Consider the following 18,040-nt stretch of genomic DNA (forward strand, 5'->3'; position numbering starts at 1 on the left):
TCTCCGATTATTTATTCAAGAGAATAATGTATGTCAAACTATTTGCAAATATTCATTTCTTTATTTAGTATTCTTAACCCAATTTTGGCGATAACGATTTATTTAGATGTAACAAATGGTCTTAAAAATTCAGAAAAACGCTCAGTTGCAATAGTTTGCGGAGCTTCGGTTTTTGGAATACTTACAGCCTTTCTTTTTGTTGGTCAACCCTTGATGGCCGTGCTCGGGTTACATGATTATTCCTTACAGCTTGCCGGAGGAGTGGTGGTTCTTCTTATCGGGATTTTTATGATCATGAAACCAAGTGATAAAGTAGAAGAAGGGAAGAGTACTGAAAAAACTATTAATCCGAACCGGATTAAAAGCCTTGGAATTAGCCCGCTTGCGCTGCCAATGATAGTTGGACCAGCTGCAATTGTTATGGTAATTTTATATGGACAGCAGGAACATACTGTGCTCGGCAAATTTTTAATTGTCGGAATTCTGGGGTTGGTAAGTATTTCGGTAATAGTAGTTTTTATGCTTGCTAATTATATTGCGCGTGCTTTGGGTGATATAGGAATAATTGTTCTTACAAAATTAATGGGATTAATAATTGCTGCAATCGCTTGTGAAATGATTGTTTCTGGTTTAAAATCTGTTGTACCAATTCTTGTACATACTGTGAATTGATAATTATATATATAATGACCTGTTTTTGGTTTACAAATATGCTATTTTAGATAGTAAAAAAGCACCAGAGTGATCTGCTCCCTATAAAGTAGACAAGTATAAAGAAAGCCCTTTATACTTAACTACTCGTAGGGAGTTTTTTTATGTACACACAAAATAAACATCGCAAAACATATACCCGAGAATTTAAATTGCTTATTGTTAATAAGTATCTAAATGAGGGTAAAACAGGTCCCCAACTTTCTGTAGAATATGAATTAGAGATAAGCATAATAAAAGATTGGATAAGGAAGTTTCGACTTTATGGTGCTTCAGGTTTAGAAGATGGTCGTGGCAAGCATAACAACCATAGCTCTCACGGCCGACCAAAGAAAGAAAGATTTAATTCAGAAGTTGAGGCGTTGCGTCATGAAAATATGAGGCTAAAAGGAGAGCTATTTCTACTAAAAAAGTTGAAGGAGCTAAGAGACAAACAGGAAAAATAAAATCTCTGTCTTTTAGTGTTATTGAGAGCTATATTTCTACATCTGGTTTGTCTATTATATCTGCTTGCAAATTTTTTGGTGTATCCCGGAGCGGATATTACAAATATTTATTAGCCAACCGTAATAAAGCTGTGTTAACAGAAACTATGGTAATGGATAGTATCAAAGCTATCTACATTAAAAGTAAAGGTCGCTATGGTTACCGTAGAATACGTGATACTTTAACATCAAAGCAAGGTATGGTAATAAGTTATAAGAAGGTTTTACGCTTAATGCGCAAACTTGGCCTAAAGTCTAGGATTAGAAAGAAGCGTAATTTTTTTGGAAATGAAAATTTACTGGCAGCTAATATTCTAAACCGGAAGTTTCAAAGCAATTTACCTAATAGAAAATTAGTTACTGATATTACTTATTTAAAGGTTAGAGGAGTAAATTATTATCTCTCCGTAATTTATGATTTATTTAACAATGAAGTAAAATCATATGAGCTAAGTAAATACAATGATAATCCGCTAGTAATAGAGACTATCAAACGAGCATTCCCAAGTATGAGTAATGATCAGCTTATTCTACATAGTGATCAAGGTTCACAGTACACATCTATTGCCTACACATCTTTATTAAAATCACTAGGTATAACAAAGAGCATGTCCAGGAGAGGTAATTGTTTGGATAATGCATGTATTGAGAGTTTCTTTGGACATTTGAAAAGTGAGAGTATTTATTTAGAGCAAATAAGTACTTACGAAGAATTAAAATTATTAATTGATGAGTATATCTATTTTTATAATAATGATAGAATACAGCGCAAATTAAGAAAAATGGCTCCGATTGAATATCGAAACCATTTTGAATCTACCAGAGGCTTTTTATAATCTGTCCACTATTTGGGGAGCAGATCAGAGTGGTGCTTTTTTGTTATTATCTATTCTATTCCGCCACTGTGTGGAGTTCTTCCTTAAATTTACGTGCACTACGAATATTTTTGGTATGTTCTTTATCCTTGTAATGTGCAATGTTATGTGCTAAATCATCTTTTAGCTGGTCAATTGCTGCATAAATATCTTCAGATTCAACCAGTGCGCCAAAATTCTTTTCTGGGGTTTTTATACTGACCTCAGCATAAAAAATCTTACCCGAGTTATGACTGTTACTTACTTTACCTAAGCGTAGATTAAATGATGCCGCAGCTCCAGCTTCTGGAAAATATTTATCTAATGCCGACATCTTTTCTGTTGCGTACAATTTGATTGCATCAGTTAAATCAAAATCTTTGCATAAAATTGATAAATTTTTCATGGACAGTTCCTTTCGTCTTTGATACTTGCCATAACTTTTAAAACATAGTTAGTCTTATGGAAAACATAACCATTATAGAGCTATTATAGCTCGAAAATGATCAATTCGCGAATAAATTTATTATTGTTTTTAGCTATGGAAAATCTGATTATGCTACAATCCATTCAATTGAAAAAGTTAAGGTGTGAAAACTTCTTTTCAGAATAAATAATTATATTAAACGTTTTAAGAAAAATTAATTTTATGTTATTAGCATGTTTTGCAACAACTGTGCGTGGGCTTGAAGAATTATTAGCTACTGAATTAAAAGAGCTTGGTGCTGAAGAAATTAGAATTGTTAATGCTGGAATGGAGTTTAATGCTTCATTGTCAAACATAATGGCAATGAATTTAAACTCACGTTTGGCAAGCAGAATTATGATTCGGCTTGGCTATTCTGGTTATCGCCATGAGGATGACATTTACCGTCTGGCACGAAAGATAGACTGGCTTGACTGGTTTCATAGTGGTAATAGTATCAAGGTTGCTACTTCCGCAATTCAAAGCCCGTTAAAGAGTCTAGACTTTGTGACATTAAAAGTAAAAGATGCTATTTGTGACTACTTTAATGAAAAAGTGGATTCGCGTCCAGATGTTAATAAAGTTGAGCCAGATATGCGAATTTACAATTTTCTCACCAAAGACACGGTAACTATCTATCTAGATACTTCTGGTGATACTTTATTTAAGCGTGGCTATCGTAGGCTTAAACTTGAGGCACCAATCCGCGAAAATCTTGCTTCAGGCTTGATCCAATTAAGTGGTTGGCAGCCTGATCAAGCTTTTTATGATCCCATGTGTGGCAGTGGAACTTTGGCTGTGGAAGCAATTGGGATTGGATTAAATCTAGCGCCTGGGCTTAACCGAAATTTTGCTTTTGAAAAGCTAGCTAATTTTGATTCTGATAATTATCAAAGAATACAGGCATTGGCAAAGAAAAAAGAGAATCGTGAACGCAAGTTAAAAATTTATGCTAGCGATATCAACCGTAAAGCTATTGAAATTGCTCGGCAAAATTTTCAGCAAATTAAGCTTGAAGAATATGTTGAATTTAGCTATGGGGATTTTTTATCTAAAAAAGCTCCTGCTGAAAGTGGTGTTTTACTTACTAACCCACCATATGGGGTTCGTCTTGAAGAACTTGATCGACTTACAGAATTATATCCTCAAATAGGCAATAAACTGAAGCAAAATTTTGCGAACTGGAATTGTTATTTCTTTACTGCTGATTTGCGGATGCCAAAATTAGTACGCTTAAAACCAAGTCGTAAAATACCTGTATATAATGGTGCACTAGAATGTCGGCTTTATGAATTTAAAATGGTTAGTGGATCTAACCGTTAATGACTAATGGTGGAGCGGATGAGATTCGAACTCATGACCAACGGATTAAAAGTCCGCTGCTCTACCGGCTGAGCTACCGCTCCGGTATAGATGGCGTCCCTAAGGGGATTCGAACCCCTGTTACCGCCGTGAAAGGGCGATGTCCTAGGCCTCTAGACGATAGGGACAAAAGATTTAATTTTTTGGATTCAGGCTATTCCAGATTTGATTGACTTTTTGATTTGCATTTGTAAAGTCTTTAGTTGCTTGAATCAAACTTGATTCTGCATTACTGCTTCTGGTCTGCGCTTGCTGATATTCCTGCTGAGCTTCTTTTAGCTTTTTTTGAGCATCTTCCATTTTACTTTTGGCTTTTGCTAATGCTTCTGAAGCAGCTTTTTTCTCATCTTTAGCTTGAGTTAACTTATCATTGGTTGCTTGGTACGTATATTGTGCGGACATTAAGTCTGTCTGCGTATAAGCATAAAGGCTGCCAATGAAGCAACTTAGTGCTAGTATCTGCTTAAATTTCATAATGGAAACTTAATAGAATGGTGGAGCGGATGAGATTCGAACTCATGACCAACGGATTAAAAGTCCGCTGCTCTACCGGCTGAGCTACCGCTCCACAGTTTAAATATGTCCTACTATATAAATAGAACTGGCGTCCCTAAGGGGATTCGAACCCCTGTTACCGCCGTGAAAGGGCGATGTCCTAGGCCTCTAGACGATAGGGACACTATAGTTTTATTATGGCGCGCCCGAAGAGATTCGAACTCCTGACCCCTTGGTTCGTAGCCAAGTACTCTATCCAGCTGAGCTACGGGCGCACATAAATGGCGGAGAAAGAGGGATTCGAACCCTCGATACGCTTTTGGGCGTATGCTCCCTTAGCAGGGGAGTGCCTTCGACCACTCGGCCATCTCTCCATCCGAGACTAAGCTGTCTCGCTTAGAGTACGGTATTATAGCCAAAGTGCCACATACTGTCAACTATTTTTATAAAAAAGTTATTCCCATGAAGTATTGACATTATTAACTACTTGCTTTAATTTCTGATAATTTTAATTGGCGTATTTGTGATATTTTTATTGTCAAAATTTTATGAACCAGCTATAATAAGCACCTTTCTTTATGAGAATAATGATATAATTTAAATTAGTATAATTATATTATCTAATTATATTATCTAATTATATTATCTAATTTTACTTTTTGTTTGCATTTTTAGGGATTCACATGGTTAAACAATTTAATCCGGAAACTATGACAGATGATGATATATTGCAAATGGCAGATTCTGATTACATGAATGAGGTTCAGTTAGCCTTTTTTAAAAAAAGATTGATTGCGCTGGAGTCTGAGATGGTCGAAAATGCTAAAAAGACAACGCAAGCCTTCCAGGAGCAAGAAACTAACTACATAGCGGATCCATCTGATCGTGCAACCATAGAGGAGGAGTACGCGCTTGAGCTAAGAACTCGAGATCGGGAGCGTAAGTTGCTGCAGAAAATTCGTTCTGCGCTTGAGCTTATAGGAAGTGGTGAATATGGTTTTTGTGAGGATACTGGAGAGCCTATTGGCTTGAAACGGTTGCTTGCCAGACCTACCGCGACTCTTAGTATTGAGGCTCAAGAGAGGCGAGAGAAAATGCAAAAACATTTTGCCGAGGATTAATTGGATTAATTGAATTAGCCCGTATATACGACGGGCTAATTTTTTTGTTGTAATAGTTTTTATTGCTTTTATGGTGTGAAAGTAGGCAAATTTAGTTCGTTGGTTTTAATAACATGTATTGTATTATATACTGTCGAAATGTCATGGGGTTTATTAATCTAATTTTTAAGTGGTTCTTTTAATATTGTATTAATTAAGTTAGTAAGTTTATCATTGCTTACCAAGTTAAGGTTGTGTACTGAGTTATCAGTGCAAAGAAATTAGCTTAGTAGCCCTTTCAGACTTTCTTGTTGTTTTGTTGTTTGTGTATTTTAGTGGGTAGGTGTAGAGGAGCTTATTAATTAATGGGTTATACTCTCTACGTTTGTTTTACGGGTCCTAGATATTAATTATGTCTTATTCGAATTCTATTGCCGTGCTTTCCTCGCTCTTTGCTTGGTATCTAGAGTTACGTACGCATAATATTTCTTTTCTTGGTTTTGATGTGAGCTTGTCCTTTTTGGGTAAAGTAATAAGCGCTGTGATAGAAACATGATGTTTGCAAAAAACATCTATTATTGCTTTTATCAATAACTTACTTTATCCTGAGTTTGTGTTTTAAGTTTAAATAGGTTTGATTATTTGGTCTATAAATTATTATCAGGTGGTTTTGAAATATTATGTTGCTGGTGATGGCTGAGTTTAATAGATTTCAATTTTTACTCCGCTTCTATGCTATTTAATATTATTTTAGTTAGTATGGTTTTAAGTGATTTATTTTAAATGCTTTTGATTCTTCTCGGGATTTTAGTTGGTTGCTGAAATAATTAGTGTAAATTTGTTAAAAACTTTTGACATAGAAGTTTTGTTTGTGTAATAATAACGTTCTCCCCAAAAGGAATCGATTGGGAAAAAGAGAAACAAAACAGATCTTTAACAAGATAAACAATCAATAAATGTGAGGCATCTAGCTATAGAAAAGGTAGTGCCGTGGAGTGGTTCTTAATTGAATTGTTTCATGGTGTTACAAAAAAAATAGCAGATGTCTAACGGGAAACCAAAGACGTCAAGCGAGTGTGTTCTAATGAATGCACTATAAAAAGAGTAGACTATAAGTCTAGGATTAAAACAAAAGAGTTTGATCCTGGCTCAGATTGAACGCTGGCGGCGTGCTTTACACATGCAAGTCGAGCGGCAGCACGACCTTCGGGTTGGTGGCGAGCGGCGAACGGGTGAGTAATACATCGGAACGTACCTTTTAGTGGGGGATAACGCATCGAAAGATGTGCTAATACCGCATAATCTCTGAGGAGGAAAGGCGGGGACCTTCGGGCCTGTCGCTGAAAGAGCGGCCGATGGCTGATTAGCTAGTTGGTAGGGTAAAGGCCTACCAAGGCGATGATCAGTAGCTGTTCTGAGAGGAAGATCAGCCACACTGGGACTGAGACACGGCCCAGACTCCTACGGGAGGCAGCAGTGGGGAATTTTGGACAATGGGGGGAACCCTGATCCAGCAACGCCGCGTGAATGAAGAAGGCCTTCGGGTTGTAAAGTTCTTTTGTCAGGGAGCAAAGGGTAGATGCTAATACCATCTATCGCTGAGAGTACCTGAAGAATAAGCACCGGCTAACTACGTGCCAGCAGCCGCGGTAATACGTAGGGTGCAAGCGTTAATCGGAATTACTGGGCGTAAAGCGTGCGCAGGCGGATGATTAAGTTAGGAGTGAAATCCCCGGGCTCAACCTGGGAACTGCTTTTAAGACTGGTCATCTAGAGTTTGTCAGAGGGGGGTGGAATTCCAAGTGTAGCAGTGAAATGCGTAGAGATTTGGAGGAACACCGATGGCGAAGGCAGCCCCCTGGGATAAAACTGACGCTCATGCACGAAAGCGTGGGTAGCAAACAGGATTAGATACCCTGGTAGTCCACGCCCTAAACGATGTTTACTTGCTGTTGGGGGCAACCTTAGTAGCGAAGCTAACGCGAGAAGTAAACCGCCTGGGGAGTACGGTCGCAAGATTAAAACTCAAAGGAATTGACGGGGACCCGCACAAGCGGTGGATGATGTGGATTAATTCGATGCAACGCGAAAAACCTTACCTGCTCTTGACATGTACGGAAGATTTCAGAGATGAGATTGTGCCTTCGGGAACCGTAACACAGGTGCTGCATGGCTGTCGTCAGCTCGTGTCGTGAGATGTTGTCTTAAGTGACGCAACGAGCGCAACCCTTGTCACTAGTTGCCATCATTAAGTTGGGCACTTTAGTGAGACTGCCGGAGCTAATCCGGAGGAAGGTGGGGATGACGTCAAGTCCTCATGGCCCTTATGAGCAGGGCTTCACACGTCATACAATGGTAAGTACAGAGGGAAGCAAAGCGGCGACGTGGAGCAAATCTCATAAAACTTATCGTAGTCCGGATCGTAGTCTGCAACTCGACTACGTGAAGTCGGAATCGCTAGTAATCGCAGATCAGCATGCTGCGGTGAATACGTTCCCGGGTCTTGTACACACCGCCCGTCACACCATGGGAGTGGAGGATACCAGAAGTAGTTAGGCTAACCGCAAGGGGGCCGATTACCACGGTATGTTTCATGACTGGGGTGAAGTCGTAACAAGGTAGCAGTAGGGGAACCTGCGGCTGGATCACCTCCTTTCTAGAGAATGGTTGGATGCCTCACATTTATTGGTTGTTTATAGTAGTTAAGATTAGAAGTACTGGGTAGAAATACAGAGTATAAAAAATGCGAGTAATGCGCGGAGCGAAATTGCAAAGTTTAGTGATCTAAATGAGCAATTGAGCGACAAAGTAGTACGAAGACATTTGGGGGATTAGCTCAGCTGGGAGAGCACCTGCTTTGCAAGCAGGGGGTCGTCGGTTCGATCCCGTCATCCTCCACCAGGTATAGGTGAGATAACGGGTTTGTAGCTCAGTTGGTTAGAGCACACGCTTGATAAGCGTGGGGTCGGAGGTTCAAGTCCTCCCAGACCCACCAAGACAGAGTGTCTAATGTAGATGAGATTAAGATTAAGTCATTTATATTAAGTACTTTGGTACTAAGATCTTTAACAAGATGGATAGAGTTAGATATTAAAAATTTACCAACGCGTATATTATTAATGCTAATAATCTTTGTAATTCCGAATAAATCGGACTTACAAATCTTATAAGCATAAACTAAATTCAAAGTAGGTAACTACTTTGGAGTAAAGGATTATATGCGGGTAGATTGCATATGTAAAAAACTTAAGCAAAAAGAAACTCATACAGTAAAAAATAAAATCTTAGAGGTTTGGAAACGAATCTTTGAGAATCAGCAGTTTACTTGAATTTTTTATCGCGTTAACTAAGCTGACAAAGTTAGCTATTAATACGGTAAAGAGACTATTAAAATAATAGAGTCAAGTGACTAAGTGCATGTGGTGGATGCCTTGGCGATTACAGGCGAAGAAGGACGTAGTAGCTTGCGATAAGCTGCGGGGAGTCGGCAAACAGACTTTGATCCGCAGATTTCCGAATGGGGAAACCCGGCCAGAAATGGTCATCCCGCAAGGGAAGCGAACCCGGAGAACTGAAACATCTAAGTACCCGGAGGAAAAGAAATCAACCGAGATTCCGAAAGTAGTGGCGAGCGAAATCGGAGGAGCCGTATAGTGTTATAGTGACGAGATAGGAGAAATACCTGGGAAGGTATGCCATAGTGGGTGATAGCCCCGTATCTGAAATCCGACATTAAGAACTAAGCTATAGAGAAGTAGGGCGGGACACGAGAAATCCTGTTTGAAGATGGGGGGACCATCCTCCAAGGCTAAATACTCGTAATCGACCGATAGTGAACCAGTACCGTGAGGGAAAGGCGAAAAGAACCCCGGGAGGGGAGTGAAATAGAACCTGAAACTGCATGCATACAAACAGTGGGAGCCCCAGCTTAAAGCACCTTGTAGTTCTTTCAATGAGCAAGTGAAACTTGCGAATTAAAAGACCAACAAAAGTGAAATAGCTGGAAACAGATAAAAGCCTGAATAAAGATCAGGGTGTTTTAAGCTGGGGTGACTGCGTACCTTTTGTATAATGGGTCAGCGACTTACATTCAGTAGCAAGCTTAACCGAGTAGGGGAGGCGTAGGGAAACCGAGTCTTAATAGGGCGATAGTTGCTGGGTGTAGACCCGAAACCGGGTGAGCTATCCATGGCCAGGATGAAGGTGCAGTAACATGCACTGGAGGTCCGAACCGACTAATGTTGCAAAATTAGCGGATGAGCTGTGGATAGGGGTGAAAGGCTAAACAAACCCGGAGATAGCTGGTTCTCCTCGAAAACTATTTAGGTAGTGCCTCGTGGTTGATACTTCTTGGGGTAGAGCACTGTTATGGCTAGGGGGTTATTGCAACTTACCAAACCATGGCAAACTCCGAATACGAGAAAGTAATACACGGGAGACAGACATCTGGTGCTAACGTCAGGTGTCAAAAGGGAAACAACCCAGACCGCCAGCTAAGGTCCCAAATGATCAATTAAGTGGTAAACGATGTGGGAAGGCATAGACAGCTAGGATGTTGGCTTAGAAGCAGCCATCATTTAAAGAAAGCGTAATAGCTCACTAGTCAAGTCGTCCTGCGCGGAAGATGTAACGGGGCTAAATTGATAACCGAAGCTGCGGATTCACAGTAATGTGAGTGGTAGAGGAGCGTTCTGTAGGCCGATGAAGGTGTGTTGAAAAGCATGCTGGAGGTATCAGAAGTGCGAATGCTGACATGAGTAGCGTTAAAGCGGGTGAAAAGCCCGCTCGCCGAAAGTCCAAGGATTCCTACGCAACGTTAATCGGCGTAGGGTGAGTCGGCCCCTAAGGTGAGGCAGAGATGCGTAGCTGATGGGAAACAGGTTAATATTCCTGTACCGATGTATAGTGCGATGGGGGACGGAGAAAGTTAGGCCAGCCAACTGTTGGAATAGTTGGTTTAAGCATGTAGGTGGGGAAGTTAGGCAAATCCGGCTTTCTAACACTGAGGTGTGATGACGATTACCTACGGGTAAGAAGTGGTTGATACTAAGCTTCCAGGAAAAGCCTCTAAGCTTCAGCTGTACACGACCGTACCGCAAACCGACACTGGTGGACGAGATGAGTATTCTAAGGCGCTTGAGAGAACTCTGGAGAAGGAACTCGGCAAATTAGCACCGTAACTTCGGGAGAAGGTGCGCCCCGATGATGTGTAGGAATTTACTTCCGAAGCAGTAAGGGGTTGCAGTGAAATGGTGGCTGAGACTGTTTATTAAAAACACAGCACTCTGCAAACACGAAAGTGGACGTATAGGGTGTGACGCCTGCCCGGTGCTGGAAGATTAAATGATGGGGTGCAAGCTCTTGATTGAAGTCCCAGTAAACGGCGGCCGTAACTATAACGGTCCTAAGGTAGCGAAATTCCTTGTCGGGTAAGTTCCGACCCGCACGAATGGCGTAACGATGGCCACACTGTCTCCTCCAGAGACTCAGCGAAGTTGAAATGTTTGTGAAGATGCAATCTCCCCGCGGCTAGACGGAAAGACCCCATGCACCTTTACTGCAGCTTTGCATTGGACTTTGACCATATTTGTGTAGGATAGGTGGGAGGCTTTGAAGTTGTGACGCTAGTCACAATGGAGCCGACGTTGAAATACCACCCTGATATGTTTGAGGTTCTAACCTAGGTGTAACAGCACCGGGGACAGTACATGGTAGGCAGTTTGACTGGGGCGGTCTCCTCCCAAAGAGTAACGGAGGAGTACGAAGGTAACCTTATCACGGACGGAAATCGTGAGGAAAGTGCAATGGCAAAAGGTTGCTTGACTGCGAGACTGACAAGTCGAGCAGGTGCGAAAGCAGGTCATAGTGATCCGGTGGTTCTGAATGGAAGGGCCATCGCTCAACGGATAAAAGGTACGCTGGGGATAACAGGCTGATACCGCCCAAGAGTTCACATCGACGGCGGTGTTTGGCACCTCGATGTCGGCTCATCTCATCCTGGGGCTGTAGTCGGTCCCAAGGGTATGGCTGTTCGCCATTTAAAGAGGTACGTGAGCTGGGTTTAAAACGTCGTGAGACAGTTTGGTCCCTATCTGCCGTGGGCGTTGGAGATTTGAGGGGGGCTGCTCCTAGTACGAGAGGACCGGAGTGGACACACCTCTGGTGTACCGGTTGTGACGCCAGTCGCATTGCCGGGTAGCTAAGTGTGGAAGAGATAACCGCTGAAAGCATCTAAGTGGGAAACTTGCCTCGAGATAAGATCTCCCTTGTGCCGTGAGCACACTGAAGGGTCGTTGAAGACTACAACGTTGATAGGTCGGGTGTGGAAGCGCAGTAATGTGTTAAGCTAACCGATACTAATTGCCCGAGAGGCTTGACTCTATTATTTTAGTAGTTTTAGTAAAAATACTGCAAAAGCATATGAAGTAAAAACGAGACGCAAGATGACGTGATTTACATGAAATTAAATGAGGAGTCTTGTAACGAAGTTATTACAAATAGGCATGGCAGTACTGCTGAGATAAGTGTGAGAAGAGCTTAAGTAAATAAACATAGTTAATATCAAAACAAAATCCATCTGTTAAACCGAATTCGCATAGTTCAAAAGAACGTGCAAAAGAATTGCTTGGTGACAATAGAGACCTGGAACCACTCCTTCCCATCTCGAACAGGACAGTGAAACGGGTGATCGCCGATGATAGTGTGGGGTATACCATGCGAAAGTAGGACATTGCCAAGCTCCCATACAAGAGAAAGACCCGGATAATACCGGGTCTTTACATTTGTGGAGCCGAAATAGTTGATAGTAGACAATACGGCAACACAATAGCGTAAGCTGGGTAGCTCACGCCTACCATGCTTCTTCAATCTGATTGAGTATATAAGCATTGACACATCGTACATCGGACTTACGACAATTTCAATTAGCAACAAATTAGCTACAAAACAATCAAAAAGTTCATATCTCCCTCCATAACCTCCTGACCTTTGGTCAGGATCTTGTTATGGGGTTACCTTCTTTATATCTATCTTATTACTCTTTAGTTAGATGGTTTATCCTTTATTTAGCATTACTTCTAGCCTTTGCGGTTAGATCTCTATGAAGCCACTATTACTATCTATATCCAGTATTTTCTTAGCTTGCATTAGAGTAGGCTTTAAGGAATCTTTTTTATTACATTGTTTTAACAATTTGACTGGATACCTAAAGGGGGTATATAATGGGGGATATCAGATTTTAATTTTAGGGTTGCAAATGAATACTTGTTGTCATGAACATCCGGATCATACCGAGCAGCTTAGCCGTCTTAATCGTGCTTTGGGACAGGTTGATGGGGTAAAGAAAATGATTGTTGATCGTCGTTACTGCATTGATATACTTACTCAATTAAAGGCAGCAAGATCAGCAATTCAAAGTGTTGAAGCTAATATTCTAGAAAAGCATATGCAATTATGTCTTGAGGATGTATGTTCTAGTGGAGACAAAACAGCGATTGATAATAAAATTAGCGAACTAATAAAAATAATCAAATCCTATCAGTAGGAAGAAAAGCATGAAACTAAAAAATCTAATCATTTTCACATTATTTACGAGCATTGTTTTTGCTAATCCGGTAATTCTTGAAGTAAAACAAAAAATAATTTCAGTTAATGGTAAATCGGTCAAAGTCAGTACCATTGAACAGCCAGATGGTACTTGGGGCTACTGGGGTAAACTTGGTGAGTCATTTGATGTTATAGTTAGAAATAAACTAGCGGAATCAACAATGATTCATTGGCATGGTCTGATTTTACCAAATAATCAGGATGGAGTTGCAGGTGTAACTAATTCTGAAATTAATCCGGGTAAGGAGTTTCATTTTAATTTTCCGTTACAGCAAAGTGGCAGCTATTGGATGCATTCACATGATGGGATGCAATTGCAGGATATGATTGCTGCGCCATTAATTATTGAAACGCCTGAAGATGCTAAATACCAGCAGGTAGTAGTAATGTTCCAAGACTATAGTAGTAAATCTGCCAATCAGGTATTAAAAGGGCTACAAGCAAATAATTCAGACAATATGGGGCATATGAATCATGATGACATGCATGGGATGAAAATGGATGGCATGGATATGGGCGATATGGATGATATGCAAGATATTAACGATGTTAAGTATGATGCCTATCTGACTAATTATCATGACAATCTGAAGCCGCAAATTACTCAGGTTAAACCCGGGACTAGTGTCAAATTAAGATTTATTAATTCGGCATCAGCTTCAAATTTCTGGATTAATCTTGGTAAATTGAAAGGAACTTTAGTTGCCGTTGATGGTAGCCCTATAAAACCTATAGCTGGTAGTAAATTTCAGCTGGCAATGGGGCAACGCTCAGATATTATTGTTGATATACCTAAAGTATCCGCCGACTTCCCAATTTTAGGTCAGGTCGAAGGAATTAAATCACAAACTGGATTAATGCTTACTAGTAAGTCAAAATCATCCGTTCAAAAACTAGCTAATAATGCAAATAGTGCTGCTCCAGCGCTAAATTATAACGAAGAATTACAGTTACATTCAAGCGATCCTATCGCCTTTGGCAAGGTTGATCACACTTATAAAATCAAACTTACTGGAGATATGAATAAATACACTTGGCAAATGAATGGCGAAACTTGGCCAAATATTACGCCGCCAAAAGTTAATTATGGTGATACCGTTACTTTTGAATTTGATAATCAAACCATGATGAGTCATCCGATGCATTTACATGGCTATAATTTTAAGGTGGTATCAATCAATGGTAAGAAAATTGATGGAGCACTTCGCGATACAATTTTGGTAATGCCACATAGTAAAGTTACTGTTGAATTTAAGGCTGATCATAAAGGCAAGTGGATGCTACATTGTCATACCTTGTATCATATGCATGCTGGGATGATGACTTATATTGATGTTGAATAGTTTAGTCATATTGACACTAATTTGTAATAGTATAATGGGCTAAAATTATAAGGTGGTAGAATGGTAAATTATCTTGAATTAATTAAAGAAAATAATCTGGGGAAACTACTTTTAAGTGGTAATTTTGGTCTTGAAAAGGAAAATGTTAGAACTACCGCTACTGGGAATCTGGCATTAACTCCACATCCAACGGTTTTTGGTGATAAAGCTAGACATCCATATGTTACAACTGATTTTGCCGAGTCACAGGTTGAGATGGTTACCCCAACTTTTGCTACGCCTAAAGAAGCACTTGATTTTATGGAAGCGTTACATGATCTGGTTTCGCTAGAATTAAAAGATGAGTTACTTTGGCCATATTCTTTGCCACCGATTTTACCCGATGATGAGAGCCTAATTAAGGAAGCTCAGTTTAGTGATCCAGAGATTACGGAGTATCGTGAATATCTTGCCGATAAATACGGTAAACGTAAGCAGTTACTATCTGGTGTTCATTTTAACGTATCATTTTCTGATAAATTTATGCAGCTTCTTTATAAGGCTGATCCAAGTAATTCTTCGTTTCGTGAGTTTAATGATCAGGTTTATTTGAAAGTTGCTAGGTACTATCTGAAGTATAGTTGGCTTGCAATTTATCTTTTTGGTGCTAATTCGGTTGCCCATGAATCATATATTGATTGTTGCCGTTGCGATAAGGCGCGCCTTACTGATGATAGTTATATTTTTGCTGGGGCTAGCTCATTTCGGAATGGCGTTAGTGGTTACCGGAATCTTGAGCATTTTTATGTTTCCTATAATTCACTTTATGATTATATCGAAGATATTGAGACGGCGATTAATCAGGGACATATAATTGCCGCAAAAGAATATTACTCCCAGCTACGCCTAAAAGGACATTCAAAAACCAATGTGTTAAAAGATCTACATGATGATGGAATTTGCTATATTGAGATTCGGACCTTAGATCTAAACCCACTGGTAAAAGTTGGGATTACACTTGAATCGCTGGAGTTTATTCATCTGTTAATCATTTATGCTCTGATTGCTCCTGATTTTATCATGAGTGATGATGAATACCGCATCGCAAACCAAAACCAGATACTTGCTGCTGATGCCAACCGAGATAATGGTATTCTACTTCATTATTCAACTTCTGAAACTCGTTGTTTACGGCAATGGGGACAGGAAATCCTTGAGAACATGTTATTATTACTCCGCGAAGCAGGTATTCCAGAGGATAAACTAGCTATCATTGAAGATTTAAGGCTTCAGCTGCAAGAAAATCAAGCAAGTGCAGCGCAACTGATAGCTGATGGAGTATCTGATTCAGGCTATGCAAATTATTTCATAACTAAAGCACAGAGTTATCTTGAATTAAGTCAGCAAACCTATTATAAATTTATTGGTTTTGAAGATCTTGAATTATCAACGCAAGTATTATTAAAAGAAGCGATTAAAAATGGAGTTAAGTTTAAGCTTCTTGATCGCCAAGATAATTTTATTGAGCTGGAAAATCGTGGTCATCGTCAGCTGGTAAAACAGGCAACTAGAACCGCAACCGACAATTATGTAACTATACTGGCGATGGAAAACAAGCAAGTCACTAAAACAATATTATCGCGTGCTGGGATTTGTGTTCCCCGGGGTGAGGAGTATCTTACAATTGAATCGGCATTGGTTGATTACCCACTTTTTAGTGAGAAATCAATCGTGGTTAAACCCAATTCAACTAATTTTGGCTTGGGGATAACGATTTTTAAAGATAAATTTAGCTTTGAAGAATATAGCCGAGCACTGGAAATTGCTTTTAGCTATGATCAACGGGTACTTGTCGAAGACTTTGTCCCGGGTAAAGAGTATCGATTCTTTGTCATTAATGGCGAGACAGTGGCAGTACTTAATCGTGAACCAGCAAATATTATTGGTGATGGGGTGCTTTCGATTCGCGATCTAGTTGGATTAAAAAATCAAAACCCATTGCGTGGTAGTGGCTATAAAACACCGCTTGAGCTTATCAAACTTGAAGAAGCAGAAGCAATGTTTCTTGCCCAACAGGGACTTACTTTTGAATCAATTCCAAAAATTGGGCAAAAGATTTATCTGCGAGAGAATTCTAATATTTCCACTGGTGGTGATTCTTTGGATTATACCGATATTGTGCCTAAAAGTTATAAGCGGATTGCGGTAAAGGCAGCAAAGAGTATTGGTGCCTGCATTTGTGGTGTAGATATGATAATCAAAAATGTTAATAATCCATATGTTGAAAATAATTACGCACTACTTGAGTTAAACTATAATCCGGCAATCCATATTCACACCTATCCTTACTTGGGACAGGATCGTAAGCTTGCTGAGAAGCTTTTACGTTTGCTGCAATTAATAGATTAGTTGCTGAGATTTCAATTTTTTTGGATAAAGATAAATATGTATAAAAATAGATTAATAGTGGTTTTGCTTCTGGCGCTTAGTCTTGGGGTAACTGCTTGTAGTAATTTGCCTACTAGTAATAATGCTAAAACTACTTCCATCGTTCCATTTGATCAGCAGATAAAAAATAATTCGCTAGCAATAAATAAATCGGAAACACTGGCTGTTGCTTCATATAGTGATGATAGAGGCGTGAAGGTCTACGATTTAAAGAAGAAAAAGCTACTAGCTACACTTGATTATGTTACTCCACGTAATATTCAATTTGCTGATGATGGTAAATCATTTTATATTAGTGATAGCTCACTAGGAGTGGTGCAACAGGTTTCTGCACAATCATTAGAAGTAATCCATGAAGTAAAAATTGGTAAAGGTGCTTTTGGCTTTACAATTTATAAAAATCAGATGTTCATCAATAATGAAGCTAATAGTACAGTAACGGTATTGAATATGGATAATTGGCAAATTGAACGAATAATAACTGGCTTTGCTAATCCGCGCCAGGGGATCAAGATTGGTCCAACTGGTAGGTTTGTTTACGTGACTAATTTTGCTGGTGATGATGTACGAATAATTGATACCGATAGTTGGCAGATTATTAAAACATTGAGTGGAATACCCGGAGTAAGGGCTATTGCGATTTCTCCGGATGAAAAAGTGCTTTATGGCGCATCATCCAAGACTAATTCTTTGCGGGTTATATCGATTAAAGATAATCAGATTTTGAAGGTGCTTCCAACTGGCAAAGATCCATATGGAGCTTCACTCTCAAAAGATGGTCAAACATTGATTACCGGAAATAAAGAAGATGGTAGTGTGCAGGTATTTAGTTTAGTCGATTATCGACTTATCAAGACGATTTATGGGCTTGATGAACCACGTCAGGCAATAATCTATAGTAAAGTTCCCGGTAGGATTTATATCCTTCAGAAAGATTTATCAATCGCTATAGTTAATTATAAAGCTAAAAATAATAACATACATATTATAAAATAATCCTAGATTGATTAACTGAGGTAGAGGTATAAAATAAATTTTTCCTCATGGCGGACTGGTTCAAAACGACAAACCAGTCCGCAAAATCGTCAAAATTCATTTTATAACTCTGAAAATCACATAAGTGCGGAATATCAGTGATTAATAAGAAGAATGTGCTTTAAATAAGATAATTTTATTTTAAAGTGTGTCCATT

The 18,040-nt window shown here is 39.5% G+C and carries 11 protein-coding genes, 8 tRNA genes and 3 rRNA genes; 14 read left to right on the forward strand and 8 right to left on the reverse strand.

Annotation, left to right across the window (positions count from 1 at the left end; translation table 11 throughout):
* Positions 1 to 30 precede the first annotated feature (30 nt).
* The 3 genes from CUN60_RS03645 (at position 31) to CUN60_RS03655 (ending at position 2,032) form a co-directional block, all read left to right on the forward strand.
* Positions 31 to 672, forward strand: a complete 642-nt coding sequence (locus tag CUN60_RS03645) for a MarC family protein (protein ID WP_102950726.1) — start codon at positions 31 to 33, stop codon at positions 670 to 672.
* A gap of 143 nt (positions 673 to 815) precedes the next feature.
* Complete coding sequence (locus tag CUN60_RS03650) at positions 816 to 1,157, forward strand: helix-turn-helix domain-containing protein (protein ID WP_102950727.1); 342 nt, start codon at positions 816 to 818, stop codon at positions 1,155 to 1,157.
* 47 nt (positions 1,158 to 1,204) lie between these two features.
* Positions 1,205 to 2,032 (forward strand): IS3 family transposase, encoded by an 828-nt coding sequence (locus CUN60_RS03655; RefSeq protein WP_245866341.1) that lies wholly within the window; start codon positions 1,205 to 1,207, stop codon positions 2,030 to 2,032.
* 55 nt (positions 2,033 to 2,087) lie between these two features.
* Here the strand turns inward: CUN60_RS03655 and hpf are convergent, their stop codons facing one another.
* Positions 2,088 to 2,456: a ribosome hibernation-promoting factor, HPF/YfiA family gene (gene hpf, locus CUN60_RS03660; protein WP_102950729.1), complete on the reverse strand. Its 369-nt coding sequence runs from the start codon at positions 2,454 to 2,456 to the stop codon at positions 2,088 to 2,090.
* A 243-nt stretch (positions 2,457 to 2,699) separates the two neighbouring features.
* On the opposite strand from hpf, the gene CUN60_RS03665 reads away from it, so the two are divergent.
* Positions 2,700 to 3,839: a THUMP domain-containing class I SAM-dependent RNA methyltransferase gene (locus CUN60_RS03665; RefSeq protein ID WP_102950730.1), complete on the forward strand. Its 1,140-nt coding sequence runs from the start codon at positions 2,700 to 2,702 to the stop codon at positions 3,837 to 3,839.
* Positions 3,840 to 3,846: 7 nt separating this feature from the next.
* On the opposite strand, the gene CUN60_RS03670 is transcribed toward CUN60_RS03665, so the two are convergent.
* The 7 genes from CUN60_RS03670 to CUN60_RS03700 form a co-directional block, all read right to left on the reverse strand.
* A tRNA-Lys gene (locus CUN60_RS03670) sits at positions 3,847 to 3,922 on the reverse strand.
* 8 nt (positions 3,923 to 3,930) lie between these two features.
* A tRNA-Glu gene (locus CUN60_RS03675) sits at positions 3,931 to 4,006 on the reverse strand.
* Between the two features lie 7 nt (positions 4,007 to 4,013).
* Positions 4,014 to 4,352: a hypothetical protein gene (locus tag CUN60_RS03680; RefSeq protein ID WP_102950731.1), complete on the reverse strand. Its 339-nt coding sequence runs from the start codon at positions 4,350 to 4,352 to the stop codon at positions 4,014 to 4,016.
* A gap of 18 nt (positions 4,353 to 4,370) precedes the next feature.
* A tRNA-Lys gene (locus tag CUN60_RS03685) sits at positions 4,371 to 4,446 on the reverse strand.
* Between the two features lie 34 nt (positions 4,447 to 4,480).
* Positions 4,481 to 4,556, reverse strand: a tRNA-Glu gene (locus tag CUN60_RS03690).
* Positions 4,557 to 4,571: 15 nt separating this feature from the next.
* Positions 4,572 to 4,648: transfer RNA gene (locus CUN60_RS03695), tRNA-Arg, on the reverse strand.
* A 7-nt stretch (positions 4,649 to 4,655) separates the two neighbouring features.
* Positions 4,656 to 4,747: transfer RNA gene (locus CUN60_RS03700), tRNA-Ser, on the reverse strand.
* A gap of 336 nt (positions 4,748 to 5,083) precedes the next feature.
* Between CUN60_RS03700 and dksA the strand changes: the two genes are divergently transcribed.
* The 10 genes from dksA (at position 5,084) to CUN60_RS03750 (ending at position 17,844) form a co-directional block, all read left to right on the forward strand.
* Positions 5,084 to 5,494 (forward strand): RNA polymerase-binding protein DksA, encoded by a 411-nt coding sequence (gene dksA / locus CUN60_RS03705; RefSeq protein ID WP_245866378.1) that lies wholly within the window; start codon positions 5,084 to 5,086, stop codon positions 5,492 to 5,494.
* Positions 5,495 to 6,599: 1,105 nt separating this feature from the next.
* Positions 6,600 to 8,129: ribosomal RNA gene (locus CUN60_RS03710) — 16S ribosomal RNA — on the forward strand.
* A 169-nt stretch (positions 8,130 to 8,298) separates the two neighbouring features.
* Positions 8,299 to 8,374: transfer RNA gene (locus CUN60_RS03715), tRNA-Ala, on the forward strand.
* Positions 8,375 to 8,391: 17 nt separating this feature from the next.
* Positions 8,392 to 8,468 (forward strand) — tRNA-Ile (locus tag CUN60_RS03720).
* Between the two features lie 404 nt (positions 8,469 to 8,872).
* Positions 8,873 to 11,854: ribosomal RNA gene (locus CUN60_RS03725) — 23S ribosomal RNA — on the forward strand.
* A 243-nt stretch (positions 11,855 to 12,097) separates the two neighbouring features.
* Positions 12,098 to 12,212 (forward strand): 5S ribosomal RNA (rrf, locus tag CUN60_RS03730).
* Together the 16S, 23S and 5S rRNA genes with 2 tRNA genes alongside form the textbook arrangement of a ribosomal RNA operon.
* 516 nt (positions 12,213 to 12,728) lie before the next feature.
* Complete coding sequence (locus CUN60_RS03735) at positions 12,729 to 13,016, forward strand: metal-sensitive transcriptional regulator (protein WP_102950733.1); 288 nt, start codon at positions 12,729 to 12,731, stop codon at positions 13,014 to 13,016.
* 10 nt (positions 13,017 to 13,026) lie between these two features.
* Positions 13,027 to 14,421 carry a multicopper oxidase family protein gene (locus CUN60_RS03740; protein WP_102950734.1) on the forward strand — a complete coding sequence of 465 codons (1,395 nt, stop codon included), beginning with the start codon at positions 13,027 to 13,029 and terminating at the stop codon, positions 14,419 to 14,421.
* A gap of 60 nt (positions 14,422 to 14,481) precedes the next feature.
* Positions 14,482 to 16,809: a bifunctional glutamate--cysteine ligase GshA/glutathione synthetase GshB gene (gene gshAB, locus CUN60_RS03745; RefSeq protein ID WP_102950735.1), complete on the forward strand. Its 2,328-nt coding sequence runs from the start codon at positions 14,482 to 14,484 to the stop codon at positions 16,807 to 16,809.
* Positions 16,810 to 16,845: 36 nt separating this feature from the next.
* Positions 16,846 to 17,844, forward strand: coding sequence for a YncE family protein (locus CUN60_RS03750; RefSeq protein WP_102950736.1), 999 nt, complete (start codon positions 16,846 to 16,848; stop codon positions 17,842 to 17,844).
* Positions 17,845 to 18,040 lie beyond the last annotated feature (196 nt).

Origin of the sequence: Aquella oligotrophica (genome assembly GCF_002892535.1) — a bacterium.
In the GTDB taxonomy this organism is placed as follows: Bacteria; Pseudomonadota; Gammaproteobacteria; order Burkholderiales; family UBA11063; genus Aquella; species Aquella oligotrophica.

What these genes read in the sequence shown, in the direction of transcription:
- CUN60_RS03645 (WP_102950726.1), top strand. Translation starts at nt 31, where the DNA reads ATGTCAAACTATTTGCAAATATTCATTTCTTTATTTAGTATTCTTAAC.
- CUN60_RS03650 (WP_102950727.1), top strand. Translation starts at nt 816, where the DNA reads ATGTACACACAAAATAAACATCGCAAAACATATACCCGAGAATTTAAA.
- hpf (WP_102950729.1), bottom strand. Translation starts at nt 2,456, where the DNA reads ATGAAAAATTTATCAATTTTATGCAAAGATTTTGATTTAACTGATGCA.
- CUN60_RS03665 (WP_102950730.1), top strand. Translation starts at nt 2,700, where the DNA reads ATGTTATTAGCATGTTTTGCAACAACTGTGCGTGGGCTTGAAGAATTA.
- CUN60_RS03680 (WP_102950731.1), bottom strand. Translation starts at nt 4,352, where the DNA reads ATGAAATTTAAGCAGATACTAGCACTAAGTTGCTTCATTGGCAGCCTT.
- dksA (WP_245866378.1), top strand. Translation starts at nt 5,084, where the DNA reads ATGACAGATGATGATATATTGCAAATGGCAGATTCTGATTACATGAAT.
- CUN60_RS03735 (WP_102950733.1), top strand. Translation starts at nt 12,729, where the DNA reads ATGAATACTTGTTGTCATGAACATCCGGATCATACCGAGCAGCTTAGC.
- CUN60_RS03740 (WP_102950734.1), top strand. Translation starts at nt 13,027, where the DNA reads ATGAAACTAAAAAATCTAATCATTTTCACATTATTTACGAGCATTGTT.
- gshAB (WP_102950735.1), top strand. Translation starts at nt 14,482, where the DNA reads ATGGTAAATTATCTTGAATTAATTAAAGAAAATAATCTGGGGAAACTA.
- CUN60_RS03750 (WP_102950736.1), top strand. Translation starts at nt 16,846, where the DNA reads ATGTATAAAAATAGATTAATAGTGGTTTTGCTTCTGGCGCTTAGTCTT.